General features: G+C 45.9%; 23 protein-coding genes. 21 read left to right on the top strand and 2 right to left on the bottom strand.

Translation table 11 applies throughout. The features are described 5' to 3' along the window. Nucleotides 1–207: 207 nt before the first annotated feature. The 6 genes from EPO18_RS09730 to tadA all read left to right on the top strand — a co-directional run bounded on the left by EPO18_RS09730 (nt 208) and on the right by tadA (nt 6,247). Entirely contained in the window at nt 208–804 is a 597-nt protein-coding gene (locus EPO18_RS09730) for a TetR/AcrR family transcriptional regulator (protein ID WP_292433171.1), read from the top strand. Between the two features lie 59 nt (nt 805–863). Then, on the top strand, nt 864–1,136 hold the full coding sequence (locus tag EPO18_RS09725; protein WP_292433170.1) for a DUF4242 domain-containing protein: 273 nt from the start codon (nt 864–866) through the stop codon (nt 1,134–1,136). Nucleotides 1,137–1,238: 102 nt separating this feature from the next. After that, nucleotides 1,239–2,414 carry a YncE family protein gene (locus tag EPO18_RS09720; RefSeq protein ID WP_292433169.1) on the top strand — a complete coding sequence of 392 codons (1,176 nt, stop codon included), beginning with the start codon at nt 1,239–1,241 and terminating at the stop codon, nt 2,412–2,414. A 207-nt stretch (nt 2,415–2,621) separates the two neighbouring features. Continuing rightward, nucleotides 2,622–4,088: an IMP dehydrogenase gene (gene guaB / locus EPO18_RS09715; protein ID WP_292433168.1), complete on the top strand. Its 1,467-nt coding sequence runs from the start codon at nt 2,622–2,624 to the stop codon at nt 4,086–4,088. Between the two features lie 120 nt (nt 4,089–4,208). Further along, nucleotides 4,209–5,795 (top strand): glutamine-hydrolyzing GMP synthase, encoded by a 1,587-nt coding sequence (gene guaA, locus EPO18_RS09710; protein ID WP_292433167.1) that lies wholly within the window; start codon nt 4,209–4,211, stop codon nt 5,793–5,795. Then, nucleotides 5,786–6,247: a tRNA adenosine(34) deaminase TadA gene (gene tadA / locus EPO18_RS09705; protein ID WP_292433166.1), complete on the top strand. Its 462-nt coding sequence runs from the start codon at nt 5,786–5,788 to the stop codon at nt 6,245–6,247. The genes guaA and tadA overlap by 10 nt, the downstream gene beginning before the upstream one ends. A 101-nt stretch (nt 6,248–6,348) precedes the next feature. On the opposite strand, the gene mltF is transcribed toward tadA, so the two are convergent. Next, nucleotides 6,349–7,803 carry a membrane-bound lytic murein transglycosylase MltF gene (gene mltF / locus EPO18_RS09700; protein ID WP_292433165.1) on the bottom strand — a complete coding sequence of 485 codons (1,455 nt, stop codon included), beginning with the start codon at nt 7,801–7,803 and terminating at the stop codon, nt 6,349–6,351. A 197-nt stretch (nt 7,804–8,000) separates the two neighbouring features. Further along, nucleotides 8,001–9,665: a glucose-6-phosphate isomerase gene (pgi, locus tag EPO18_RS09695; RefSeq protein ID WP_292433164.1), complete on the bottom strand. Its 1,665-nt coding sequence runs from the start codon at nt 9,663–9,665 to the stop codon at nt 8,001–8,003. A gap of 265 nt (nt 9,666–9,930) precedes the next feature. On the opposite strand from pgi, the gene EPO18_RS09690 reads away from it, so the two are divergent. The 15 genes from EPO18_RS09690 to rfaD all read left to right on the top strand — a co-directional run bounded on the left by EPO18_RS09690 (nt 9,931) and on the right by rfaD (nt 24,951). Further along, nucleotides 9,931–10,521, top strand: a complete 591-nt coding sequence (locus EPO18_RS09690; protein WP_292433163.1) for a hypothetical protein — start codon at nt 9,931–9,933, stop codon at nt 10,519–10,521. Nucleotides 10,522–10,707: 186 nt separating this feature from the next. Continuing rightward, nucleotides 10,708–11,628 (top strand): cupredoxin domain-containing protein, encoded by a 921-nt coding sequence (locus tag EPO18_RS09685; RefSeq protein ID WP_292433162.1) that lies wholly within the window; start codon nt 10,708–10,710, stop codon nt 11,626–11,628. Between the two features lie 60 nt (nt 11,629–11,688). Next, nucleotides 11,689–12,114 (top strand): YqaA family protein, encoded by a 426-nt coding sequence (locus tag EPO18_RS09680; RefSeq protein ID WP_292433187.1) that lies wholly within the window; start codon nt 11,689–11,691, stop codon nt 12,112–12,114. A gap of 203 nt (nt 12,115–12,317) precedes the next feature. Continuing rightward, nucleotides 12,318–13,604 carry an O-antigen ligase family protein gene (locus tag EPO18_RS09675; RefSeq protein WP_292433161.1) on the top strand — a complete coding sequence of 429 codons (1,287 nt, stop codon included), beginning with the start codon at nt 12,318–12,320 and terminating at the stop codon, nt 13,602–13,604. A 61-nt stretch (nt 13,605–13,665) separates the two neighbouring features. After that, the gene (locus tag EPO18_RS09670; protein ID WP_292433160.1) at nt 13,666–14,451 is read left to right on the top strand and encodes a hypothetical protein; all 786 of its coding nucleotides are present in this window, start codon (nt 13,666–13,668) and stop codon (nt 14,449–14,451) included. 178 nt (nt 14,452–14,629) lie between these two features. Beyond that, a complete protein-coding gene (locus EPO18_RS09665; protein WP_292433159.1) occupies nt 14,630–15,670 on the top strand; it encodes a glycosyltransferase family 9 protein in 1,041 nt (346 codons plus the stop codon). Between the two features lie 72 nt (nt 15,671–15,742). Beyond that, nucleotides 15,743–16,729 (top strand): hypothetical protein, encoded by a 987-nt coding sequence (locus EPO18_RS09660; RefSeq protein ID WP_292433158.1) that lies wholly within the window; start codon nt 15,743–15,745, stop codon nt 16,727–16,729. After that, nucleotides 16,726–17,571 carry a glycosyltransferase family 17 protein gene (locus EPO18_RS09655; protein WP_292433157.1) on the top strand — a complete coding sequence of 282 codons (846 nt, stop codon included), beginning with the start codon at nt 16,726–16,728 and terminating at the stop codon, nt 17,569–17,571. Before EPO18_RS09660 ends, EPO18_RS09655 begins: the two co-directional genes overlap by 4 nt. A gap of 127 nt (nt 17,572–17,698) precedes the next feature. Further along, complete coding sequence (locus EPO18_RS09650; protein ID WP_292433156.1) at nt 17,699–18,523, top strand: glycosyltransferase family 2 protein; 825 nt, start codon at nt 17,699–17,701, stop codon at nt 18,521–18,523. A 75-nt stretch (nt 18,524–18,598) separates the two neighbouring features. Continuing rightward, entirely contained in the window at nt 18,599–19,348 is a 750-nt protein-coding gene (locus EPO18_RS09645) for a glycosyltransferase family 2 protein (protein WP_292433155.1), read from the top strand. After that, a complete protein-coding gene (locus EPO18_RS09640; RefSeq protein ID WP_292433154.1) occupies nt 19,348–20,166 on the top strand; it encodes a glycosyltransferase family 2 protein in 819 nt (272 codons plus the stop codon). The genes EPO18_RS09645 and EPO18_RS09640 overlap by 1 nt, the downstream gene beginning before the upstream one ends. Before the next feature lie 57 nt (nt 20,167–20,223). Continuing rightward, complete coding sequence (gene msbA, locus EPO18_RS09635; RefSeq protein ID WP_292433153.1) at nt 20,224–22,017, top strand: lipid A export permease/ATP-binding protein MsbA; 1,794 nt, start codon at nt 20,224–20,226, stop codon at nt 22,015–22,017. Nucleotides 22,018–22,028: 11 nt separating this feature from the next. Further along, nucleotides 22,029–22,586 (top strand): D-sedoheptulose-7-phosphate isomerase, encoded by a 558-nt coding sequence (locus EPO18_RS09630; RefSeq protein ID WP_292433152.1) that lies wholly within the window; start codon nt 22,029–22,031, stop codon nt 22,584–22,586. Continuing rightward, nucleotides 22,586–24,010 carry a bifunctional D-glycero-beta-D-manno-heptose-7-phosphate kinase/D-glycero-beta-D-manno-heptose 1-phosphate adenylyltransferase HldE gene (gene hldE, locus EPO18_RS09625; protein WP_292433151.1) on the top strand — a complete coding sequence of 475 codons (1,425 nt, stop codon included), beginning with the start codon at nt 22,586–22,588 and terminating at the stop codon, nt 24,008–24,010. Before EPO18_RS09630 ends, hldE begins: the two co-directional genes overlap by 1 nt. Beyond that, complete coding sequence (gene rfaD / locus EPO18_RS09620; protein WP_292433150.1) at nt 24,007–24,951, top strand: ADP-glyceromanno-heptose 6-epimerase; 945 nt, start codon at nt 24,007–24,009, stop codon at nt 24,949–24,951. The genes hldE and rfaD overlap by 4 nt, the downstream gene beginning before the upstream one ends. Nucleotides 24,952–25,108: the final 157 nt, after the last annotated feature.

The following is a 25,108-nucleotide window of genomic DNA, read 5'->3' as shown; positions in this document are numbered from 1 at the left end:
TGAATGCGTAACTACCTACTGCGCTTAACTTAACCAAATCGTCAAAGCAAGCTTTGGGTTCCGAACACTGGCATTCAAGGCTTGATTTGTAACTTTAGAAAATCACCTTTTGACGTTGCGTATTAAAAAGGGGCATGAAGCAGTGTAAAGTACAGATGCCCGGAAAAACTTTTGACAATATGAGACAACCGGTCGTATTATTTAATTATGCTTGAGACTACAAAAAAACAAATTAACCGGGAAAATCTGTTAAATCAAGGCGTGACCTTGCTTATGGAGCAGGGCTATCATGGTACTGGGCTAAAAGCGATCCTGGATGCGGTGCAGATTCCCAAAGGCTCTTTTTATAATTACTTCGGTAGCAAAGAAAATTTTGGCGCGGAAGTCATTCAACACTATATCGAACCTTTTATTAAACAATTGACCGCGCATTTGCAACAGTCTGAGGGTGACGCGCTCGGCGCACTGCAACGCTATTTTAACGAGGGAATTACAGAGCTTGAAAAGGCGGATTTCAAAGGCGGCTGCTTGTTGGGCAATCTAATGGGCGAAATCGGCGATACCAGTGATCTTTGCCAAAAATCCCTGCAATCCGCAGTCAATCGTTATCGGGAGTTATTGCAATCGGGTTTGGCCAAGGCTCAGCAACAAGGCACGGTGAGAGCCGACAAATCGGCTGAAGACATGGCCGACCTGCTGGTGAACACTTGGCAGGGGGCTTTATTAAGAATGAAAATTGAAAAATCATCCGCGCCGCTTAAACAATGTTGTCAGGATTTATTAGGGGATTTTTTTAAAGCGTAACTTTGATTGCGCTTTAAAAAAGCCGACTCATTATTTTTATAATTAACCAGGAGACACACATGCCAAAATATATTATCGAACGCGAAATTCCCGGTGCAGGTTCATTGGCTTACCGGGAGTTACAAGGCATTTCGCAAAAATCATGCGGCGTTCTTTGCGAAATGGGACCAAAAATTCAGTGGGTGGAAAGCTACGTGACCGACGATAAAGTCTATTGCGTCTATATCGCGCCGAATGAAGAAACGGTTAGAGAGCATGCTGAAAAAGGTGGATTCCCGGCTAATCGCATTTCCCAAGTCAGATCCATCATTGACCCCACCACCGCAGAATGATCCAGCGCCTACCGTAAGCACCTAGAGGCGCAAAGAAAGACCGGGCCGGGTCGCCACACAGACTCTCGGCTCTTCAGCTAACAAATAATCAGAGGAATTACGATGAAAACAAAAAATGTAATAAGAGTTGTTCATTCCGTACTTATTTGCGCAGCGCTGCTTTGCCCTGTGCTGGGATACGCGGAAATATTGGCGATGGTGAATTATGAAAGCAAGCCGGGCCAAACTCCGAGACGTGAAGGTATCGCGATTATCGACGTTGATCCTGCATCGAAAAACTTTGCAAAAATCCTCAATGACATCCCGCTGCCAAACGATTTAATTGCGCATCATATTTTCTACAACAAAGATCTCAGCAAGGCTTACATTACCTCATTAGGCAACGGCGCGCTTCATGTTATGGATATGACACATGTTCCGTATCGACCCAAAAGAATTGATGTGCCAGACTGTAAAGCCGGTGAGGATGTGGTCTTCTCCAAAGACAATAAAATCTGGTACATGACCTGTATGGGCTCAAGTAACGTGATAGTCGGCGATGCGCAAACCGATAAACAGATTAAAGTGATTGCCGCCGACTCGGAAAATGCTTTCATTCGTTATCCGCACGGAATCACTATAAATGACGACATCGACCGCATTATAGTTACCAGCACTGTGCGTCCATCCGATCTGGGCGATGCAGGCGAAACCGTAACCGTTATCGAGGCTTCCAGTGGCAAGGTATTGTCCAGCCATAAGCTGTCCGATAAGCCTTCTCCTTCCGGAGTGTCGCCTGTTGAGGCGGTTTTTCTGCCTGGATCGAATCCACCAACGGCTTATATAGATACGATGTTCGGCGGTGGGCTATGGACGGGTATATGGAATGCAGCCAACAAGAATTTCGATTTTCAGCAAGTGTTCGACTTTAATTCTGTCAAACAAGGAGTGCCGTTGGAAATCTATTTCAATGACGAAAATGACCGTATGTACGTAACTACAGCCAATCCCGGTTATTTAAATATCTTCGATATCAGCCAATCCGCGTCAAAACCAACGCTAATAAAGGCTATACCCACTGCGGGCGGGGCGCATCATGTGGTCATTTCACCCGATGAACGGTATGCTTTCGTTCAGAACAGTTTTTTAAATTTGCCGGATATGAATGACGGGTCAATTACCGTAATTGATCTAGAAAAACAGGAAGTAAAGGCCATAATCGACACACTGAAAAAACAAGGGTTTAACCCTAACTGTATTATTATGATGCCGAAATGGCATCATGATGCCGCGCATTAATTAAGTTGAGCGTGTCGGGTTTTTTGCTTCTTAAGCTTAATTCAAGGCATTGCATAGATTCATCCGGCAGATAGTCAATATCGATAGCCCATCTTGCTTGGCTCTTCTTGTAAGAAGCTAGTCAAGTGAAATGGGTTTCGCTCGCGCTCTACCCATCCTACGATGTATAATACGCGGTTATTTTTCACTGATTATAAGGTGTGCTCTATGCAAATTCTTCAAGAAGCGCTCACATTTGACGACGTTTTATTAGTGCCTGCGCATTCGACTGTGCTGCCGCGTGACGTAGAGATGAAGACACAGCTGACGCGGGGCATTACGCTTAATATCCCTCTGGTTGCGGCGGCCATGGATACGGTTACCGAAGCCCGGCTGGCTATTGCGATTGCTCAGGAAGGCGGTATCGGCATTATTCATAAGAATATGACGGCCGAGCAGCAGGCGCGTGAAGTTCGTAGCGTTAAAAAATACGAAAGCGGAGTAATTAAAGATCCGATTACTGTTACCCCGGATGTGAGCATACGCGACGTTATCAAATTAACCCGCGCCAAGAATATTTCCGGCGTGCCTGTGGTCGACGGCGACGAGTTGGTCGGCATTGTTACCAGCCGTGATTTGCGCTTTGAAACGCGCTTCGATGAGCCCGTTTCAAAAGTCATGACACCCAAAGAGCGCTTGGTTACGGTAAATGAAAACGCCGATCGTAAAGAAGCGATTGCGCTGCTGCATAAGCATCGTATCGAAAAAGTGCTGGTGGTCAATGACGCCTTTCATTTGCGCGGCATGATTACGGTAAAAGATATACAAAAAGCCAAAGATTATCCATTGGCTTGTAAAGACGAACAGGAACAGTTGCGGGTCGGCGCTGCAATCGGTACCGGGCATGGTACCGAAGAACGTGTTGCGGCTCTGGTTGCCGCCGGTGTGGATGTCATTATCGTCGACACGGCGCACGGTCACTCTCAAGGCGTATTGGACAGAGTGCGCTGGGTAAAGCAGAACTATCCTGATGTGCAGGTCATCGGCGGCAATATTGCTACGGCAGCGGCGGCACTGGCCTTGGTTGAGGCCGGCGCCGATGGCGTTAAGGTCGGCATCGGTCCTGGTTCTATCTGCACGACCCGTATTATTGCCGGTGTCGGCGTGCCGCAAATTACCGCAGTCAGTAATGTCGCCGATGCGTTAAAAGGAACCGGCGTGCCTTTGATTGCCGATGGTGGCATTCGTTATTCAGGCGATGTCGCTAAAGCGCTGGCTGCCGGTGCTCATGCCGTGATGTTAGGCGGTCTGTTTGCCGGTACTGAAGAAGCACCTGGAGAGATTGAGTTGTTTCAGGGCCGGTCGTATAAGTCTTATCGCGGTATGGGCTCTTTGGGCGCAATGGCGCAACAGCAAGGTTCCAGTGACCGCTATTTTCAGGAAGAAACCGATTCAGCTGAAAAATTGGTGCCGGAAGGTATAGAAGGCCGAGTCCCGTATAAAGGCAGTTTGCTGGCCGTTATTCACCAATTACTGGGCGGTATTCGCGCAAGCATGGGTTACACAGGCAGTCAATCCATTGAAATGATGCATGAAAAGGCGCAGTTTGTACGCGTATCCAGTGCCGGCATGCGCGAAAGTCATGTGCATGATGTCACTATTACTAAAGAAGCGCCTAATTACCGTATGGAGTGAGTTTAGGCGCAAGGCTAAAGGTTAAGATCGGCCTAATTTGAAGCACGGTTTTTTCGCCTTTCGTCCTTCGGCCTTTATCTTTCGTCCTTAATCTTTCGCCTGATCTAAAAGAGTTCTATCGTGAATCAACAATCCCCAAATATCCATACCCACAAAATCCTGATCCTGGATTTCGGCTCGCAATACACCCAATTAATCGCGCGCCGCATTCGTGAAATTGGTGTTTATTGCGAAATTTATTCTTGTGAATGCAGTGCCGAACAAGTCAAAAAATTCGCGCCCAACGGCATTATCTTATCCGGTGGCCCGGAAACGGTAACCAGCGGCGATACGCCAAGAGCGCCGCAAATCGTTTTCGAATTGGGCGTTCCTGTGCTGGGTATCTGCTACGGCTTGCAAACCATGACCGAGCAATTGGGCGGCAAGGTTGAAAGTTCCGATCACAGGGAGTTTGGTTACGCGCAAATCAGGGCGCGCGGGCATTCGAAATTATTGGCCGATATCGAGGATCATATATCGCCGGAAGGTTTTGGCTTGCTGGATGTCTGGATGAGCCACGGCGACCGCGTAGTTGATTTGCCGCCGGGCTTTATGCTGATTGCCAGCTCTGACGGCGCGCCGATCGCCGGTATCGCTAACGAGGAAAAGAGCTTTTACGGTTTGCAGTTTCATCCCGAAGTGACCCACACCAAACAAGGCGGGCGGATACTGTCGCGATTTGTGCTGGAAATTTGCGGTTGTGAAGCCTTATGGACTTCCAGCAATATTATCGAAGACAGTATCGAAGTCGTTCGTAAAACGGTCGGTACCGATCATGTCGTTTTGGGTCTGTCCGGCGGCGTCGATTCGTCAGTCGTTGCCGCGCTGCTGCACAAAGCTATTGAAGACCAGTTGACCTGCGTTTTTGTCGATACCGGTTTGCTGCGTTTGCACGAAGGCGATCAGGTGATGGCGACTTTCGCCGAGCACATGGGCGTTAAAGTTATCCGGGTCAATGCCGAGCAGCGCTATCTGGACGCCTTGAACGGCATTACCGACCCCGAGCAAAAGCGTAAAATCATCGGCAGCCTGTTTATCGAAATCTTCGATGAGGAAGCTGCGAAAATAACCGATGCAAAATGGCTGGCGCAAGGTACGATTTATCCCGATGTGATCGAATCGGCCGGTTCCAAAAGCGGCAAAGCGCATTTGATCAAGTCACATCACAATGTTGGCGGCTTGCCGGAAAATATGCTTTTAAAACTAGTTGAGCCGTTACGCGAGCTGTTCAAGGACGAAGTCAGGAAGCTGGGTGTAGAGCTGGGGCTGCCGGTGGATATGGTGTATCGCCATCCGTTCCCTGGTCCCGGTCTGGGCGTCAGGATTTTGGGCGAAGTGAAAAAAGAATACGCCGACTTGTTGCGTCAGGCCGATGCTATTTTTATTGAAGAGCTGTATCGCCATGATCTGTACCATAAAGTCAGCCAGGCATTTGCTGTATTCCTTCCGGTCAAGTCGGTCGGCGTGATGGGCGATGGGCGGCGTTATGATTATGTGATCGCCATACGCGCGGTCGAAACCATCGACTTTATGACTGCTCGCTGGGCACATTTACCTTATGAATTTCTTGACTTGATTTCCCGGCGCATTATCAATGAAGTTTCCGGCATTTCCCGCGTCGTTTACGACATAAGCGGCAAGCCTCCTGCTACTATCGAATGGGAATAAGCTCTACAACCGATGAAGCATGGATGCGCTACGCTATCAGGCTGGCGCAAAGAGCGGAACAGCAGGGCGAAGTCCCGGTTGGCGCTATTATTGTCAAGGACGATCAGTGCATCGCGGAAGGCTGGAATATCCCGATAACCAGCCATGATCCGACTGCCCACGCCGAAGTAGTTGCATTACGGGGCGCCGGCATTCATGTTGCCAATTATCGCTTGAATGATGCGACTTTGTATGTGACTTTGGAGCCTTGCGTGATGTGTATAGGCGCTATGAGCCATGCACGAATTAAACGGCTGGTTTTCGGCGCGTATGATCCTAAACGGGGTGCGGTGTGCAATGCCCTGAGCCTGACCGATGCGAGCTTTTTAAATCACCGGATTAGTTGGGATGGCGGCGTACTGGAAACGGAATGTTCGGAAATGTTGAGGGATTTTTTTAAGGCTAGGCGGTGAGGTGGCTTGTCCACGAAAAACACGAAAGGCGCGAAATAAATCGGCATGTTGTATTTCATTCGTCATTTTCGTGCTTTTCGTGGGTAAATTGCTTTTTCTAGTTAAAGCGCCGCCGGATCAATTGTTATTGGCTCTTCTTCAGGGGCTTCGCTATCTACGTCCATCGCGTTTTTCTTTATCTGGTTCTCTTCGGTTAGCCAGACCAACAAATCATAATAGCTGCGAATATTTTCTACAAATTCAACCGGCTCCTGGCCTCGGGCATAGCCGTGTTTAGTTTGCTGGTGCCATTTTTGCTGGGTAAGCAAAGGTAGCCGTTGTTTAACATCCATCCATTTATCGGGATTGCCGCCTTGTTTTTTTGTTAACGCTCTGGCGTCTTCAAGATGACCCAGGCCGACATTGTAAGAGGCTAATGCAAACCAAGTGCGATCCGGCTCCGGAATTTGTTCGGGAATAGTCTGGATTCTTTGTTGAAAATAACGTGCGCCGCCAGCAATGCTTTGAGCCGGATCGGTGCGGTTTTTGATGCCGAGTTCTTCGGCGGTTTCGTTGGTTAGCATCATAATGCCCTCGACGCCGGTCGGGGAAACGGCTTTATGCAGCCAGCGGGATTCCTGATAGCCGATTGCAGCCAATAAGCGCCAGTCTATGTTGTATTGTATTGCCGCCGAATTAAAATATTTTTGATACAGAGGAAGCCTGCTTTTTTGTTGTTGGCGAAATTTACAGTTGCCGATATAGCTCAAGCTGCTGGTGTGTCCGTAATGCTTTTCAAGAAGTTGATCGAGGGTCTTGTCTTTTTTTATACGGTTAAAAAAGCTCACAACTTCATCGTATAAGCTGTTGTCGTCCGATGGGCTTAATGCCCAGGCCAGCCGTCGGGGTTCGGAAATATCGAACGCGATGTTAAGTTTGGGATAAAAGCGGCGGATTAAAGTGGTCTGGTTTGAGTCGGCTACGGTGTAATCGATAAGCCCTTCGTTAACCAAGTACAGCAAACCATCGGTATCCAGCTCATCGTTGACATTCCAAGCTAAGTTTGGTGTATCGCGCTTTAGGTAAAGCAAGCTGTCGATGTGGCTGGTGCCTTTGGCGACTTCAATAATGCCGTGGGTCAGGCTGCTTATATCATTTGGACGGCGAGTGCCGGACCGATAAATGAGCTGTTCGGTTATTTCATGGTAGGCAGGCGCAAAGCGCATTTTTTTGCTGCGCTGTTCGGTGATGGTCAGTCCCGCTGCGGCAATATCGGCTTTGCCTTTGGCGATACGATTTAAAATGTCATCAAAGGTGCTGGGAGTTTCAAACTTTACTTTGACACCTAACTGGTCGGCGAAAAGTACTACTAGATCATATTCCAGCCCGGTAAGGCCTTCCGGGCTTTCATAATAAGTTGTTGGGTCATTTCGGGTTAGTACGTGTAAGACGCCTGCCCGTTTAATCTGTTCTAGTTTGTTAGACGATAGGAATCCGTTATCGCAAGTTGTCAGCGCGGCGGTAAAAATAAAACTAATAACCAGTCTGGGCAGGCGCATCACGATTGTCGGTCGCATCGGTTCGCTCGGCAATTGCTCCCTGCATTGCTCTCGGCAACTGCTACATGCGTTGCTCTACCTCCCCCATCCGTGGGGTCGTACCTCTTGCATTCCCCACAGAGATGTGGGGAATGCAGAGAAATGACAGGATCATTTCCTGTCCATGCAGTCGTCGGCAATTGCTTCTGCATTGCACTACCTTCGCATCCGTGCATTTATACCGATTGCGGCACTTTCGTTATCTTTGGTTCCCGTAATTTTTTGTATGCATTAATCAAAGCATTGGTTGAGCAATCGTGGCTGTCGATAATGTATTCGTTTTGAAGTTCCGGCAGGATAACTTTAGCTAAGGTTTTTCCTAATTCTACGCCCATCTGATCAAATGAATTGATATTCCAGATGACGCCTTGGACATAAATTTTGTGTTCATAAAACGCAATCAATGAGCCTAAAGTTCTGGGCGTCAATTTGCTGAATAAAAATGAATTGGACGGCTTATTGCCGTCGAATATTTTGGAGGCGACCAGCACGGCATCGGATTGGTCGTCGGGCGATAGCTCTCGTTTAACTTCTTCGGCTGTTTTGCCTTTCATCAAAGCTTCCGGTTGGGCAAGAAAGTTTGAAATCAGAATATCATGATGATCGGGCAGCTTATAGTGACTGTTTGCGGGAGCCAGAAAGTCGCAAGGTATCAGTTTGGTGCCCTGATGAATCAGTTGAAAAAATGCATGTTGACCATTGGTGCCGGGCTGTCCCCAAATAATTTGACCAGTGCTGTAATCTACTTTTTGACCGTTAAAGTCGATGCTTTTGCCATTACTTTCCATGTCGGCTTGTTGGAAATAATCAGCAAAGAAAAGCATGGACTGGTCGTAAGGTAAAATGGCATGCGATTCGGCATTATAGAAATTGTTATACCAAATCCCCAGCAAACCCATGATTACCGGGATATTTTTTTCAAAAGGCGTGGCGCGAAAATGTTCGTCAGCTTCATAAGCGCCTTGTAAAAGCTCTTCAAAGTTATCCATTCCAACATATAAAGCGATAGACAATCCTATGGCCGACCATAGAGAATAGCGTCCGCCGACCCAATGCCTGAATTCAAACATGTTGTCGGTGTCTATACCGAAGTTGGCAACATTTCTGGTATTTGTAGAAATGGCAACAAAATGCTTGGCAATAGCTTGTTCATCCTGCGCTTTATCAAGAAACCAGCTTCTTGCAGATTTTGCATTGGTCATGGTTTCTTGCGTAGTAAACGTTTTAGACGCAATAAGAAATAGTGTCGTTTCGGGAGATATGTGCGTCAGGATCTCAACAAGATCGGCTTGATCGACATTGGAGACAAAATGAATTTTTAATGCCTCGGAAGCATAAGGAGTAAGAGCTGCCGAAACCATTTTCGGCCCTAAATCGGAGCCACCTATACCAATATTAACGATGTCGGTAATAGCCTTGCCGGTATAACCTTTCCATTCGCCCGAACGAATACGGGTGCTGAAAGCTCGCATTTGGGCGAGAACACTGTTGATTTGGGGCATCACATCCTGCCCGTCAACATAAACAGGCTGGTTGCTTCTGTTGCGCAAGGCAGTATGCAGGACGGACCTGTGTTCGGTGTTATTAATTTTTGCCCCGCAAAACATTGCCTTAATTTTTTCATCCAAGCCGGCATGTTTGGCGAGATCTATCAATAAAGGCAGGGTTTGGTCGGTTATTCTATTTTTGGAGTAATCAAAAAGAATGTCATTAAAATGAAGGGAGAATTTGGAGTGACGGTTTTTGTCAGCATTAAAGCTGTCGCGGAGAAGAATGTTTTTAGTTTCGTTGTGATGTTTTATCAAAGCTGTCCAGGCTGTTGAGGTGGTCAAAGATGACATGCGGTAAAGCTCCGTTTAAATAAAGTTAACTTAAGTCTACGAAAAGCAGGAAAGGATAGCAATAGTACAGCAGCGCATTACCTTTTACTTATATAATGGCAGTTGCAGGCTGGTCTTCCATCAATTCCTTGTATTTGGCTAAATCGGTGTGCTAGAGTGGTTCGTTGCTATTGGTCAAGATACAGCAGAAAGCGCTTATTTTTGATGAGTTCAAACTATATAAATAGCAATTATTATAATAATTTTTTCTAAGCTGGAAGGTATTATGAACAGTACACATATTTTAAGAAAGGGTTCCCTGGTACTTCTGGGATTGTTATTTTCTGCATCGTTATGGGCGCACGGTGGAGCTGCGGGTACCGATACCGACCAATGTAAATTTGAGTTGGAACCTACTCACTGGTTGCATTACACCGCTTATCAACCTAACGCATTTCCCGCTGAAGATTTTTGCGCCAATATCCCCCGTGCTAATGAAATGACTTTACTCGTGTTCGATTACCAGGATATGAAATATAGAGATATGTCGGTCGAGTTTGAAGTGACAAAAGAGCCCGAAGGCACTCGCGTATTCTTTTTGCCAGGGGCGAAACATAAAAAAGGCACCGTTGAGTTAAAACTTCCAAATGGTGTACCTGATGCAGGTAAATACCTGATTCATATTACTCTGGTTCCTGATGTGGGAGAGAGATTAGATGCTCATATGGGCTTTAAAGCGGGCGGTGGTGAAGCCGTTAGTAAAAATAGTATGCTTCTGTATGTATTTTTTGCATTTGCCGGTCTATATGTAGTTTATCTGTCACATGCCGGTTTCAAAAGCAAAGTGGATGAAGCGATAGCGAAGATTAAAAGCTAAGCAAATAAGATTTTGATAGGTTGTATATTGTGCCATTACGCAGTTATAGGTAATGGCATTACCTAGATAAGCAGATATTAGCTCCTGCAATATCTGCAATCATCACATTGATGTGAATTATATAAGCAAAGAGTGTGAGCGGGAGCAGAAAGTTTTAGATTTAATTGAACAATAGAGGAACGAATAATGGTGAAGTTATTATCGGCTGGGGCACTGATTTTTCTTTTTTCTGCGTCAGTAATGGCGGTGGAATATGAAGATCATAGCGGCATGCTCATGGATCACGGTGATGGCCATTTAATGGACATGGCCGGTGGCATGGTTATGGGCCAGAATACCAGTACGTTGCCGGGTGGCTGCGACAGTATCTCTGAGACCAAAGAAATTACCGTGCATGCCGGTCATAAGTATGCTGAGAAGTTTCCCGGCAGAATGTTTGCGTTTGATACTCAGGAGTTTAATTTTAAACCGTGCACTAAATTGACTGTGCATTTTTTCAATGATGACAATGTCCGGCATCAATGGATGATGCATGGCTTACCCAAGTATTTATATCCGAAAGGCATGTTCCATTTGGAAGTGTCCGGCCCGGCAAAAATTTCCGGAACATTGATTCTACCTCCCGGCGATAAAACCTATCTGGTGCATTGCGACATTGCCCAGCATATGGAAAAAGGTATGAAAGCCCAGTTGAAAGTCGGCAAAGGTGATGGCGATCTGCCCAGTATCCCAGGTATAACGGCTTACGTCGTGCCAGATGATTACAAAGGTAGCCTGTCGACAGTGATGGTTTCAACTGCGGCCGCAGCCGAAGCTGCGTCGGCTGCTGCAGCCAAGCCGGCCACAGCAGCCGATAAAGCTGCACCGGTCGCACAACAGCCAAAAGAAGATGATTCTGCCATTTCAGGTGTTACCGTGATTGGCTTAGCGATTGGCCTGCTGCTTGCGCCGTTTTTGGCGAAAAAATTTAAGGGTATGAGCCCGGCAGAAGTGATAGCCACTATTTTTGATTTGATAAGATCAGGAATTGGGTTTGTTATAAGGCTGTTGTCTAATTTAATTAAGCGGCTTGCTTCCAATAAAAATAATATATTGCCACGAAATTAAATTCGGGCCACTTAAAAACCCCTGTGCCTTTTGGGTGCGGGGTTTTTTTTGAGAGAAAAAATGCAAGACGCAGGGCTTGAAATAGGCGGGCTGTTTATTAGCGCATTTATATCGTCAACGATAGCGCCGGGAGGCTCTGAAGCAGTCTTGGCTTATATGGTTACAACAGGACATTATCAGGTTGAGCTTTTACTCATCGTTGCCACGATAGGCAATACGTTGGGCGCGATGACAACATGGGGCTTGGGCGTATTGGCGGCTAAAAAATTCCCGGTTACTACGCTTTTGTCAGTAAATAAACAGAAGGCGCTGGAGATCATACGAAAAAAAGGTATCTGGACATTGTTTTTTACTTGGTTGCCGGTGATAGGAGACGCCTTGTGTTTTGCGGGCGGATGGCTAAAGCTGCCGTTCTTCCAGGCTTGTTTAATTATATTATTGGGCAAGTTGGGTCGATATGCGGTAATAGCATGGATGTTTGTATAAATTGTCAATACATTGATTCTATTTGATCATTACTGCTAATTTAACAGTAATAAAATTATAATACAGATGGCGGTTGTGTTGCTTGGCTGAAGTGTCGAAGTGAGTGGCGTTTCCACAGCAGAGGCCGGCGAAAATATTCCATATCAGAAATACGCCTCTTTTGCAGTACGGCGGTTACAGGCAGAGTCGCAAATAATATCAATATGAAATTAAATCCTATAATCAATGATGATCAAACGGCAAGGATTGAAAATACCCTGCTTATTTCGGCTTTGGCGCTTTTCCCATTATTGTATTTAACCTTAAGAGGGTGGACGAATACATTAACCTTTGTTCTGTTCGGTTTATCTATAGTTCATTTTTTTCGCTTACCAAGATCGGAATGGAGTATCAAAAATATTAGCGCTACTGAGTGGGCTGTTATCGTTGCACTTGCATCGGGTTTTTTGGCTATCCTGATTAGTCAATTATTGCGCCAGGACTTGGTTGCAAAGGCCTATGATGGGCCGCTTCGAATGTTATTGGCAGCTCCCGTTTTTTTGTTGCTGTTGAAGAAAAAAACCGATTTTATTCAAATATTTCAGTATATCTGCCCATTATCGCTGCTGATCCTTTTGGTATTTGTGCATTCTGATCCAGTTCAAATACAAAAATGGGGCGGGCGGTTTACTACTTATTTCGTGGATCCCAATGCATTTGGCATCAATACGATGCTATTGGCGTTTCTCTGTCTTTTTTCAATTGATGCCGTAGGTAAGGATGGCGTGGCTTTAAGGCTTTTGAAATATACTGGCGTTTTGGCTGGGTTTTATCTTGAAATGAAATCTCAGACACGGGGCGCCTGGGTCGCTGAACCTGTAATGCTGGTTTTATGGACAGCTATTCACTGGCAATCAAAAAGCATTAAGAGGTTGTTGATCTCTGCTTTGATCAGTGTATTAACAATCTTAAGTTTTTATTTTTTTATTGATTTTTTTCAGGATCGAGTCAATAGCATTTATCATGAAATTTCTTCATGGCTAAATAAAACCAATACAGACACTTCGACGGGACTTAGATTGTCGATGTGGCAAATGTCTTGGGTATTATTCAAGCAAGCCCCATTCTGCGGCTATGGTGATTTAGGTTATCAGTCACAATTGTTGATGCCACAGATTCAATCTGCATTTTCTCAGGAAGCTATCTCTACTATGCGGTCCGTTGGACCACACAATGAATACTTTGCTAATATGGTGCGGTCAGGAATTTTTGGGCTCATTGCGGTTTTGATGCAGTTTTTTGTGCCTGGCGTGGTTTTTATTCAAGGCCTGAAATCTTCGATTCAGGGAGTTAAAAGTGCCAGCATCATGGGGCTTAGTGTTGTTATAGGTATGATGATTACGGGCTTGAGTGTAGAAGTGCTAACTCTGAAATATACAAATTCATTTTATGGTTTGATGATTGCTGCTTTGTGCGCCACTGTGCTGTGGAAGCGTCCTGCTGAAATCTAACTATGAAGCCAAAAACCAACGCTTTTTTGCAATTAAAAACTAAAACTTCAAAGAGGTAATTGTGCTTCGTTATTTTCCACAAGTTAACGTTGCTTACGCCCATAGAAAACGGGATTATTTTATAGCGGCGTTTACTTTTGTGTGTGTGGCGGTTTGCTTGATCAGCGATGCCAATGCGAGTCTAGAAAAACAAAATGCCCTCGGTGTTTGTGGCTGGGTGTTTTTGATCGGATGGTTGCTCGGAGAAAATAGGGAAATAAGGATGCAAGTCGCCATAGCCGTTATTTTTGCGACTATCGGTGAACACTTTGCATCGCCTTTTATGGGCGGATACACCTATCGGTTTGAGAACGTGCCAGCCTATGTGCCGCCCGGTCACGGTATGGTTTATTTAACCGCTGTTGCGCTGGGCCGTTCCGGATTATTCCTGCGCTATGCCAGAGAAATCGCCACATTTGTGGTATTGGTGTGCGGTGCATGGTCAATTTGGGGTATCAGCGGCTATTCCAAACAGGGCGATTCAGTGGGTGCGTTACTGTTTTGCGTTTTTCTGGGTTATCTTTTTAAAGGCCGTTCACCGATGGTTTACCTGGCGGCCTTTTTTATAACTACATGGCTTGAGTTAATTGGCACCGCCGTTGGAACCTGGGTATGGGCGGCAATAGATCCTGTCCTGGGTTTGCCCCAAGGCAATCCGCCTAGTGGGGTCGCTGCCTGGTATTGTCTGGTTGACGCAGTAGCCATGGGCGGTGCTGCTCCAGTATTAAAGGGAGCTAAGAATGTTCGCGACTGGTTAAAGTCCGGTAAATCGCGGAAAAGTGCATATCAAGGTGCGGGGAACGAATAAGGTAAAATATGAAATCGCGTAGATCGTTTACGCTAGATAATTAAAGTGCTCCTCGCTACAAACAGGGAGTGATCAGGCATCAAAAAATGATCTGTTTAGTAGTCGCCGGAACATAATTTACACAATGAAAAGCTACCAATCTTTACAGTCAAAGCCAACAAAAATTCTAGTAATTGCAATGCAATACCTTGGTGATGTATTGCTGACTACGCCTTTATTGCATTCGTTGCGACTGGCTTATCCGGATGCTCAGACGGATGTTTTAGTTTATAGCAATACTGCTTCTATGCTTGAAGGCAATCCGGACATTAGTCATGTTATTATCACGCCTAACCGTCCTAAGTTGGCTGATTATCGGCAATTATTTAGACAATTATTCAGACGGTATGATCTTGCCATCGTTACCCAGACTGGGGATCGACCCTTTTTGTACGGATTACTTGCAGCGCCGTTGCGAATTGCCACAATACCGCCGAAAAATACAAAAGGATGGTGGAAACGTTTTTTTGCTCAACGGTGGATAGAGTTTGATAACGACAACACCCATACTGTTTTGCAGCACTTGAAATTACTGGATTTGATTGATGTTCCGCGTAGCTTTTCACTGGTTCCGCCGCAAATCGGTAATGTCCATCAGCTAATAGAGCAGTTTCCTTTTTTGGCTGATAATACCGGCTATGCTGTGTTGCATCCGTATCCGCAGTGGACATACAAGCAATGGACTGTAGAAGGCTGGATAGAAATAGGCCATTATCTCAAGGAAATAGGATTAAAGCTGGTTCTTTCGGGCGGCCCTGCTAAAGAGGAAATTGATTATGTCATCAACATTCAACGCCATCTTCCCGTGGATACAATCAATTTGGCAGGTCAGGTTTCATTGGCGCAGCTGTCATACATTATCGCGCAGGCAAAATTATATATCGGGCCAGATACCGGCATTACGCATTTGGCTGCCGCAACAGGAATACCGGTGATTGCTCTTTATGGGCCAACTAATCCTACAAAATGGGCTCCTTGGCCTGTTGATTATCAAAAAAACGTAAATCCTTTTCATAAAGTAGGTAGTCAACATGTTAATAATATCAGTTTGATTCAAGGTAAAGCGGATTGCGTCCCATGCCATTTAGAAGGCTGCGATAAGCATCAACAAAGTCGCAGCCGATGTCTTGATTTATTATCATTTCAGCACGTTAAGGAAGTGGTTAACAAGGTAATTTAAACTTAATTACCCTAGGATTCCGGTAGCAGTAGCAGCTTGTGACGGAGTGGGTGAGCTGTCATAATATTAACTATGAATAAATTTAATAAGATTTTGGTCGTTTGTCCGTCAGGGGCAGTTACAGGTGGGCCTGAGGCACTGCATCAGTTAGTAGCCCATATGAACAATTTAAAGCTTCCTGCCTATATTGTTTATTTACCTTTTGATAAGGCTGCGGAAACTCCAGAGCCTTATAAGCGTTATAAAGCGCCCGTGGCGCGATATGAAGACGTTGCAGGCGACCTTATTATTTTCCCTGAAGTTATTCCTATGCTGGCTTTAAAAGTAAAGTATGCCAAATCGGCGCTTTGGTGGCTTTCTCTGGAGAACTTTTTGGAGCGTCGGCACATATGGCCTTTTCATGACAAAATACGTTATTTAAAAAAGGTTATAAAAGGTCAGCGACCGATGGGCGGCGCAAAAAAGCTTAAGAGTTTGCTACATTTTTCACAAACAGAACATTCAACACAGTATTTGCGCTCATGTGGTATCAAGCCAATTCCTTTGATTGATTCTATTAATGAAGATTTTTTGACTGATAAGTACCTTGATAAAACTAATCATAAGCAGGACATTATTTTATATAACCCTACTAAAGGTCGTAAGGTTACCGAAGCGCTAATCGAAGCTTATCCACAATGGCAGTTCAAGCCATTGAAAGGTCTAAATCGTGAGCAACTTTCTGTGGCGCTTTATTCTGCCAAAGTTTACATCGACTTCGGGCACCACCCCGGCAGGGACCGGATGCCTCGAGAAGCGGCCATGCATGGCTGCTGTTTGATTACTGGGCTTTTGGGGTCCGCTGGAAATGATGTGGATCTGCCGATTCCGCGCAAATACAAGCTCGATAGTTCCAGCACCGGCTTTATCTACGCTTTTGGTGAATTGACGGGAGATATTTTTAGTCGCTTCGACCGGCACTTTGCCGAGCTGCATGACTATCGCGATTATCTGAAAAACGAGCCCAGGGTTTTTCGGCAGCAAATCCAGGATTATTTTCTGGGTGAGGACCGGTCGTGAAGCCAAAAGTCTATGACTGCTTCTGTTATTTCAATGAGGATATGTTGCTCAGGTTGCGTCTTGATACCCTGTGGGAACAAGTAGATTATTTCGTCATAGTCGAATCGGTCAAGACCATTTCCGGCAAACCCAAACCACTCAATTTCCGCATAGAAAATTTCCAGCTCTATCAGGACAAAATCCGCTACCTAGTGCTTTCCGATTATCCATTTCCCACCGACGACGCTTGGCGCAACGAGCGCTATCAGCGGGATTTCGTCGCCCATGGTTTATTCGACGCGGCCGACGATGATTGGGTGTTGATATCCGATGTGGACGAGATTCCCCGGCCTGAAACCATCAGACAATTCGACCCGCGCCGATTCGTGCGCGGCGACTTTATGCAGTGCGCCTATTCCTATTACCTCAACAACCAGTGCTTTATTGACGGTGAGCCGGTGGCTTGGGCCGGTTCCAAGATTGTTACCTACAAGGTTTTCCGGGATTTTTTCGGTGGAGCCGAGCAAGTACGCAATTTCAAATCCACAGGCCTGTTGCGCTCCATCAAAAGAGCATGGTTCCGGAATCGGCAGGTACAGCGGATAACAGATGGCGGATGGCATTTCACCTGGATCGCGGACATTCCTCAAATCATTCGTAAACTGGAAAGTTTCGCTCACCAGGAATACAACACCCCTGAATACAAGAACCCGACCACAATCCGGCGTAAAATCGAAGCAGGCCAAGATTTTCTCAATCCTAGCGGTAGTTGTCGAGCCCAATTTGTCGATCATCATTTCCCAAGACAATTGATCGAAAATTCGGAATCATACCGAGAATGGTTATTGACTGTAGACGGATAGAAAAAATGAACATAATTTTCGGCGTACTTTCGCTGTAAATACGGAAGTGGCACCATAGAATGACTCCTGTAAGAGCTTTTATTCTATCTCGATGTAATTCAGGAATATTAAAAATATTAAAAAACATATGAATCAAATAGATTACGCCATCACCTTCGCTTGCTACAATCAAGTTGAATATACCCGTCAGTGCGTTGATAGCATGATTAAGCACGGTGTTGATCTTAGCAGATTAGTCGTGGTGGATAATGGATCTACCGATGAGACACGCAGTTATCTTGAAACGTTGCCGTTAGGTGAACGCATTTTTAATCAGGCTAATTTGGGTTGTGGCGTGGCATGGAATCAAGGTGCCTTAGCGTTACAGGCCGAGTGGACGATTATCATGAACAACGATGTGCTGGTATCGCAGGGATGGATTAAGAATATGATCCATGCGGCTGAGCAAAATGGCCTGAAAATTATCTCTCCGGCGCTTATTGAAGGTCCTCTTGATTATGATTTTGAATCGTTTTCTATCGAATCCTCAACTAAAATGAAAAATGCCCTTCGGGTTGGCGGTCGTCATGCGGTGTGCCTTGCTGTGCATAAATCGGTATGGATGGAAATCGGGTATTTTCAACCCATTCCTAAGTTGCTCGGTTATGAAGATACAATGTTCTTTCACGAGGCGGATAAAGCGGGTATTCCTATTGGCATGACGGGGAGTTCTTGGTTACACCATTACGGCTCGATTACGCAATCGGCGATGAAGCAAGAGCGGGGATTGTCCGAAAAAGATGGATTGGGATATCGTTATAATTACCGCCTGTTACAACAGAGCTGGTTGGAGCGGAAACTCAATAAAATAAAGAGGGTTCGGCAACAAAAGTTATGGCGTGAACAAGAACTTGCTCAATTCGGGATGTCTATGCATGGGCTAAGACAAAACAGTAGTTTTTCTTGGCAATAAAGGAAAGGCCTTTAAGTCTTTGGCTAACTTCCCTCTAAGGCTTCGCCATCTAAAACCGACTAATCCAAATAAACCATGCTCAGCGTAATCATCATTACAAAAAATGAAGCCGGTCATATAGCGCGTTGCCTTGAGTCGATTGCATGGGCCGGTGAGATTATTGTGCTGGATTCGGGCAGTGATGACGATACGGTAGCAATCTGTCGTCAATATACGGATAAGGTTTACCAAACAGACTGGCCTGGGTTCGGCATTCAGAAGCAGCGAGCCTTGGATAAATCCAGTGGCGATTGGGTTTTATCCATTGATGCCGATGAGGTGGTGACGCCTGAGTTAAGAGCGGAGCTTGAACAGGCGCTGGGGCAAGAAGACTATCATGGTTACGAAATCTCCCGTCTTTCCAGCTATTGCGGCAGGCAAATGCGCCATGGAGGCTGGTGGCCGGATTATGTGTTAAGGTTGTTTCGCCGTGGTTGCGGTCAATTCACCGATTCAGTTGTGCATGAAAGGATTATTGTTCAGGGCCAAATAGGCCGTATGAACTCGCCGTTGCTGCATGATGCCTTTATAAATCTGGATGAGGTTTTGCATAAAGTAAATAGCTATTCAACCTTGGGCGCAGCTTTGCTTTACCAGCGCGGCATTCGCTCATCTTTGGGCAAAGCCATTTTAAAAGGGTTTTGGATGTTTATTCGCACTTATTTACTTAAAGCCGCTATTCTGGATGGACGGCAGGGGCTGATGCTGTCGATTTCCAATGCAGAAGGCGCTTATTATAAATATCTTAAATTGCTGGAATTGCAAAACCGGCAGTCGCATAAGTAATGAACTTAATCTCTGTTATCGTAACCACTTATAACTGGCCTGCCGCATTAGAACACTGTCTGGATAGTTTATTTGTCCAACAAGACCAGGAGTTTGAAATTATCGTCGCCGACGATGGCTCTGCTCCGGCCAATCAGGCACTGGCCCAAGCTCATTGCGTTAAAAGTCCGGTGCCCATTCGATATGTGCATCATGACGACCAAGGATTTAGAGCGGGAACTATCAGGAATAAGGCGGTTGCAAGCAGCCAGGGCGAATATTTACTATTTATCGATGGCGACTGCATTTGCCCTGCTGATTTTATCGCCCGGCATCGGCAGTTGGCAAAAGCAGGGTGTTTTGTACCGGGAAACAGGGTGCTGTTAAGCGAGTCATTTACTCAGGAAGTCATTGAAAAACATATTTCGTTGCATCAAAAACCGTTGAGCTATTTTATTTCTCTCTGGCTGCAAAAAAAGATCAACAGGATTTCAGCTTTTATTCGGTTGCCTTTAGGATTTTTAAGAGAATTGCAGCAAAAAAAATGGCAAAAAGCCATGACCTGTAATCTGGCCCTATGGAAAAACGATTTTTTACTGGCGAATGGCTTTGATGAGCTTTTTGAAGGTTGGGGATTTGAGGATTCCGACTTGGTTATTCGTTTAATACATGCCGGTATTAAACGTAAGGAAGGGCGATTTGCAGTGCCTGTGCTGCACCTATGGCATCCTCATAATGATAAAAGCAAGCAAGATATTAATTATCAAAGACTATTGGATCGCTTAAAGCAGTTGAGTTTTATTCGTGCAGAAAAAGGCGTTAACCAGTACCTTGAGTAACTCCATGATTTAGTACAAGCTAGAATAGCTTTATCTATTTATGAATTCTTAAAAAATATGAAAAAAAAACCCACAGCAAGCACCCAAATATATAAGCGACTATTGACCTATGTAAAGCCGCATCGTGGTCTTTTTGCAATCAGTATTATCGGATTCCTGATGTATTCAGGTACTCAGACCTTATTTGCGGCGTTGATCAAACATATCATCGATACACTGCAAACCGAGACAAGGGAGGGTATGAATTATTTGCCTCTATTGTTTAGCGGTTTAATTGTAGTGCATGGGATTGGCGCTTATATAGGCAATTATTTTTTAGCTAAAGTATCTACCAATGTTGTACATACCTTGAGATGTCAGATTTTCGACCAGTATACGCGGTTGCCAACGGCTTATTTTGACGCGAATAACAGCGGTTATATGATCGCAAAGATAACCAATAACGTGGGGCAGGTTACCCAAGCCACCACGGATGCGCTACGTAGCTTTGTGCGCGAGGGCTTTACTGCGATAGGCTTGTTAATCTATTTGTTTTATGTGAATTGGATGTTGTCGCTGGTTTTTATCGCTATAGCGCCGATTATTGCGGTGCTGGTGCGCTATGTCAGTAAGCGCTTGCGGGGCATCAGTAAACGAATACAGGAATCGATAGGCGATATGACCCATATCACTTCGGAAATGGTGGGCGGACATCGGGTGGTGCACAGTTACGGCGGAGAAGAATACGAGCGCCGGCGGTTTTTGGAAAGCAGTTTGTATAACCGAAGCCAATCGCTAAAACTGGCAACGACGATGGCGATACATAACCCGATTATGCAATTCATTTTAGCGATAGCCTTGTCGTTCCTGATGTATTTGACATTGTTTTTGATGAAGCAAGCCAGTGTCGGTGAGTTTGTGGGTTATTTGACGGCAGCCTTTCTATTGCCTAAGCCGATCAGAAGCTTAAGCGATGCTAACAGCGAAATCCAAAAAGGCATCGCGGCTGCCGAATCGTTATTTGATATTCTGGATGAGCCGGGCGAAGTGGATGAAGGCACTTATCAGGCCGAAAGATGCAAGGGCGCACTGGAATTTAAAAATCTGTCTTTTCAATATGCGGGCGCCAATGAGCCGGCGCTTATCGACATCAATTTTAAGGCCGAACCGGGGCAGACTATTGCGTTGGTAGGGACTTCCGGCGGCGGCAAAAGCACGCTTGCCAATTTGATTTCGCGGTTTTATCCGCATGACACCGGCCAGATATTGTTGGACGGTGTTGAAATAAATACTTACCAACTGGCGAATTTGCGGAAACAGTTGGCGCTGGTCAACCAGAAAGTCACGTTATTCAATGATACGATAGCCAACAATATAGCCTACGGGGCGCTTGCGACCGCAAGCCGAAGTGAAATAACTCAGGCCGCAGCAGACGCTTATGCAATGGAATTTATCGCCAAGCTGGACCAGGGACTGGACACGGAAATAGGCGAGAATGGCGTTAAGCTGTCAGGAGGACAGCAGCAACGGCTGGCTTTGGCCAGAGCATTGTTGAAAGATGCCCCCATACTGATACTGGATGAGGCAACTTCGGCGCTGGATACCGAATCGGAGCGGTATATACAAGCGGCACTGCAAAAAGTCATGAGCAATCGGACAACGCTGGTTATTGCTCACCGGTTATCGACTATTGAAAATGCGGATGTGATTCTGGTCATGAATCATGGGCGGATTGTGGAAAGAGGCTCTCATCAAGAGTTGATTGCAAAAAATGGGGTTTATGCGCGTCTGCATTCTATGCAATTTAAGGAACAGGGTAGCAACAGCCAGCCGGAAGCCGCTATCGAGTTGTTGAATACAGGCATTGCTTAGGGAGCATCATTTTGAAAACATTTATTTCCGAGCTTGAAGCGCATCAGGCCATGATGGCGCGATTAGCGAATTGTTCAGGCGCAATTGAAGCGGCCGCAGAGTTACTGATTGAGACATTGAAACAGGGCGGGAAAATATTGTTGTGCGGCAATGGCGGCAGCGCCGCGGATTGTCAGCATATCGCTGCGGAGTTGGTGGTCAGATATGAAAAAAACCGGAAAGCTTTGGCTGCAATTGCGTTGACCACAGACAGCTCGATTTTAACGGCGCATAGTAACGATATAGGATTTGATACCGTCTATTCCCGTCAGATTGAGGCTATTGCCAGTGAGAAAGATTGCTTGATTGCTATTTCCACATCAGGAACTAGCGAAAATATATTAAATGCGGCGAAAGCTGCAAGGTTGAAAGGTATGGCTGTTATAGGGTTAACCGGACGTGACGGCGGAGAATTGAGAGGACAGGTTACCCATTCGGTGATTGTTCCGTCGGATGTGACGGCAAGAATTCAGGAGGCGCATATATTGATTGGTCACTGGTGGTGTGGTGCGATTGAGGGGGCTTATTAATGTTGGCGGCAGCACCTGAATTTGGGCGGGCTCGTGTCATAGTTATCGGCGATGTGATGCTGGATCGGTATTGGTCGGGGCAGGCCGCGCGTATTTCACCGGAAGCGCCGGTGCCTGTGGTCAGGGTTAAGGCAATTGAAGACCGCGTAGGTGGCGCGGGTAATGTTGCGCTCAATATTGCCAAACTAGGAGGCAAGGTAACCCTGCTGGGTGTTGTCGGCGATGATGCCGAGGGCGATACAATAAAGCGGCTGCTGGAAGCGGAGGGCGTGGCCTGCGATTTTGTTATCGAGCGGGAAATTCGCAGTATCTGCAAATTACGGGTTATGGCGCAACATCAGCAGTTGATCCGTATTGATTTTGAAGAGACCTTGCTTAAGTTTAATTCGGATGCTCTCTTGGCTAGGCTGGTTAAGCATCTGCCTGAAAATAATACCGTTGTTTTCTCTGATTACGGCAAAGGAACCTTGGCGGATGTTTCAATCTATATCAAGGAGTCCAAGCAAGCAGGGATTAAAGTTTTGGTCGATCCGAAAGGCGTAGATTATCAGGGTTATGCGCATGCAGACGTGATAACGCCAAACCTGTCTGAATTGCAGGCCGTGGTCGGCATTGCTGAGAATGAATATGATTTGATAGAAAAAGGGCGAGCTCTGTTAAAGCAGCATCAGATCCCAACACTTTTATTGACCCGCGGCGAGGCGGGTATGACGCTGATACAGGATGCGCAAGTGCATTCATTGCCGGCTCAAGCTAAGGATGTCTTTGATGTGACCGGTGCCGGAGATACGGTTATTGCAGTGATGGCGCTAGCTGTGGCGCTGGATATGGCATTGTATGACGCAATGTATTTAGCTAATCTGGCGGGCGGCATAGTAGTCGGAAAGCTGGGCACATCAACGGTATCGATGCAGGAGTTAACGCGGGCCATGCACGGCGATCGGGATTCCCAATACGGCATTGTATCGGAAGATGAGTTGGCGCAAATATTGGCGGGAGCCAAAGCCCATGATGAACGCATCATCATGACCAACGGTTGCTTCGATTTATTGCACGCCGGGCATGTGACTTATTTGCAGCAAGCAAAGGCATTAGGTGATCGCTTGGTGGTGGCCGTCAATTCCGACGCATCGGTCAGACAGCTCAAAGGCGAGTCCCGGCCTATTAATGGCTTGCAGGAACGGATGACGGTTTTATCAGCATTAGCCTGCGTGGATTGGGTGGTTTCATTCGAAGAGGAAACGCCCGAACGATTGTATTGCAAGCTGTTGCCTGATGTCATCGTCAAGGGTGGTGATTATAGCTCTGAGCAAGTCGCCGGTGGGGATTGTGTGATCCGGGCAGGCGGCGAGGTGAAGATTTTGCAGTTTGTCGACGGCCAGTCGACAACGGCGATGATTAAAAAAGCGAGAGGATTGGAATGATAGTTGTTACGGGGGGCGCCGGTTTTATCGGCAGTAATCTTATACGAGCATTAAACCAGCGTGGCGAACGCAATATATTGCTGGTCGATCATCTGGCGAATGGGCGAAAAATGCATAATATAGCCGATCTTGATATTGCCGATTACATGGATAAGGAAGAGTTCATGGAGAAAATCGGGGTGGCTCATTTTTTTGATGGAGTACGGGCGGTTTTTCACCAAGGAGCTTGTTCTGCGACGACGGAATGGGACGGGCGGTTTGTGATGACGAATAATTACGATTATTCCAAGCGCTTATTGCATTGGTGTATCGCAAGAAATGTCGCGTTTATGTATGCCTCTTCCGCATCGGTTTACGGGGACGGCAAGCACGGCTTTCGAGTCGAGCGCAATTGCGAGCATCCGATCAATATGTATGCCTATTCAAAGTTTCAATTCGACCAATATGTGCGGCCTTTATTAGCTAAAACCAAAAGCCCAATTGTCGGTTTCCGGTATTTTAATGTTTACGGGCCAAGAGAGCAGCATAAAGGCTCTATGAGCAGCACGGCTTTTCATTTTAATCGGCAGGTTATCGAGCAAAAAAGGGCAAAGCTGTTTGAAGGATGCGATGGCATGGCTAATGGCGAGCAAAAGCGTGATTTTGTTCATGTTGATGATGTTGTTGATGTAAATTTGTGGTTTTTAGATCATCCTGAACAGCGCGGCATTTATAACGTAGGAACGGGACGGGCTGAAACTTTCAATGCGATTGCTCAGGCAGTGATTGATTGGCATAAAGATGGAAGTATCGAATACATTCCATTTCCTGAGCATTTAAAGGGGGCTTATCAAAGTTATACGCAAGCTGATATTTCCGGACTAAGAGAGGCTGGCTATGCGAGGGACTTTCTGACCGTTAAACAAGGCGTCGCAAGATATTTAGATTGGTTAAATACTTAAAAGTCTCCTTGACGCAAGTTGAGAAAGCTGTAGAATGCGCGGTTCTTTCGGGGCAGTGTCCTCGGAAGAGCAGGAAGTAAGCTTTTGGTAGGGAAATAAAGTTGGCAAGGATGTTGACAAGTTGGCTAAGCGGGTTATAATAGCCGGCTTCTTCGGG

This window comes from Methylobacter sp., from assembly GCF_004322395.1.
GTDB lineage: Bacteria > Pseudomonadota > Gammaproteobacteria > Methylococcales > Methylomonadaceae > Methylobacter_A.
The sequence above is the reverse complement of the archived record's forward strand: the minus strand, read 5'-3'. Positions and strand labels throughout refer to the sequence as shown.

Excerpts from the sequence above, each read along its gene's own strand:
- EPO18_RS09730 (WP_292433171.1), top strand. The coding sequence starts at position 208 with ATGCTTGAGACTACAAAAAAACAAATTAACCGGGAAAATCTGTTAAAT.
- EPO18_RS09725 (WP_292433170.1), top strand. The coding sequence starts at position 864 with ATGCCAAAATATATTATCGAACGCGAAATTCCCGGTGCAGGTTCATTG.
- EPO18_RS09720 (WP_292433169.1), top strand. The coding sequence starts at position 1,239 with ATGAAAACAAAAAATGTAATAAGAGTTGTTCATTCCGTACTTATTTGC.
- guaB (WP_292433168.1), top strand. The coding sequence starts at position 2,622 with ATGCAAATTCTTCAAGAAGCGCTCACATTTGACGACGTTTTATTAGTG.
- tadA (WP_292433166.1), top strand. The coding sequence starts at position 5,786 with ATGGGAATAAGCTCTACAACCGATGAAGCATGGATGCGCTACGCTATC.
- mltF (WP_292433165.1), bottom strand. The coding sequence starts at position 7,803 with ATGCGACCGACAATCGTGATGCGCCTGCCCAGACTGGTTATTAGTTTT.
- pgi (WP_292433164.1), bottom strand. The coding sequence starts at position 9,665 with ATGTCATCTTTGACCACCTCAACAGCCTGGACAGCTTTGATAAAACAT.
- EPO18_RS09690 (WP_292433163.1), top strand. The coding sequence starts at position 9,931 with ATGAACAGTACACATATTTTAAGAAAGGGTTCCCTGGTACTTCTGGGA.
- EPO18_RS09685 (WP_292433162.1), top strand. The coding sequence starts at position 10,708 with ATGGTGAAGTTATTATCGGCTGGGGCACTGATTTTTCTTTTTTCTGCG.
- EPO18_RS09680 (WP_292433187.1), top strand. The coding sequence starts at position 11,689 with ATGCAAGACGCAGGGCTTGAAATAGGCGGGCTGTTTATTAGCGCATTT.
- EPO18_RS09675 (WP_292433161.1), top strand. The coding sequence starts at position 12,318 with ATGAAATTAAATCCTATAATCAATGATGATCAAACGGCAAGGATTGAA.
- EPO18_RS09665 (WP_292433159.1), top strand. The coding sequence starts at position 14,630 with ATGCAATACCTTGGTGATGTATTGCTGACTACGCCTTTATTGCATTCG.
- EPO18_RS09660 (WP_292433158.1), top strand. The coding sequence starts at position 15,743 with ATGAATAAATTTAATAAGATTTTGGTCGTTTGTCCGTCAGGGGCAGTT.
- EPO18_RS09650 (WP_292433156.1), top strand. The coding sequence starts at position 17,699 with ATGAATCAAATAGATTACGCCATCACCTTCGCTTGCTACAATCAAGTT.
- EPO18_RS09645 (WP_292433155.1), top strand. The coding sequence starts at position 18,599 with ATGCTCAGCGTAATCATCATTACAAAAAATGAAGCCGGTCATATAGCG.
- EPO18_RS09640 (WP_292433154.1), top strand. The coding sequence starts at position 19,348 with ATGAACTTAATCTCTGTTATCGTAACCACTTATAACTGGCCTGCCGCA.
- msbA (WP_292433153.1), top strand. The coding sequence starts at position 20,224 with ATGAAAAAAAAACCCACAGCAAGCACCCAAATATATAAGCGACTATTG.
- hldE (WP_292433151.1), top strand. The coding sequence starts at position 22,586 with ATGTTGGCGGCAGCACCTGAATTTGGGCGGGCTCGTGTCATAGTTATC.
- rfaD (WP_292433150.1), top strand. The coding sequence starts at position 24,007 with ATGATAGTTGTTACGGGGGGCGCCGGTTTTATCGGCAGTAATCTTATA.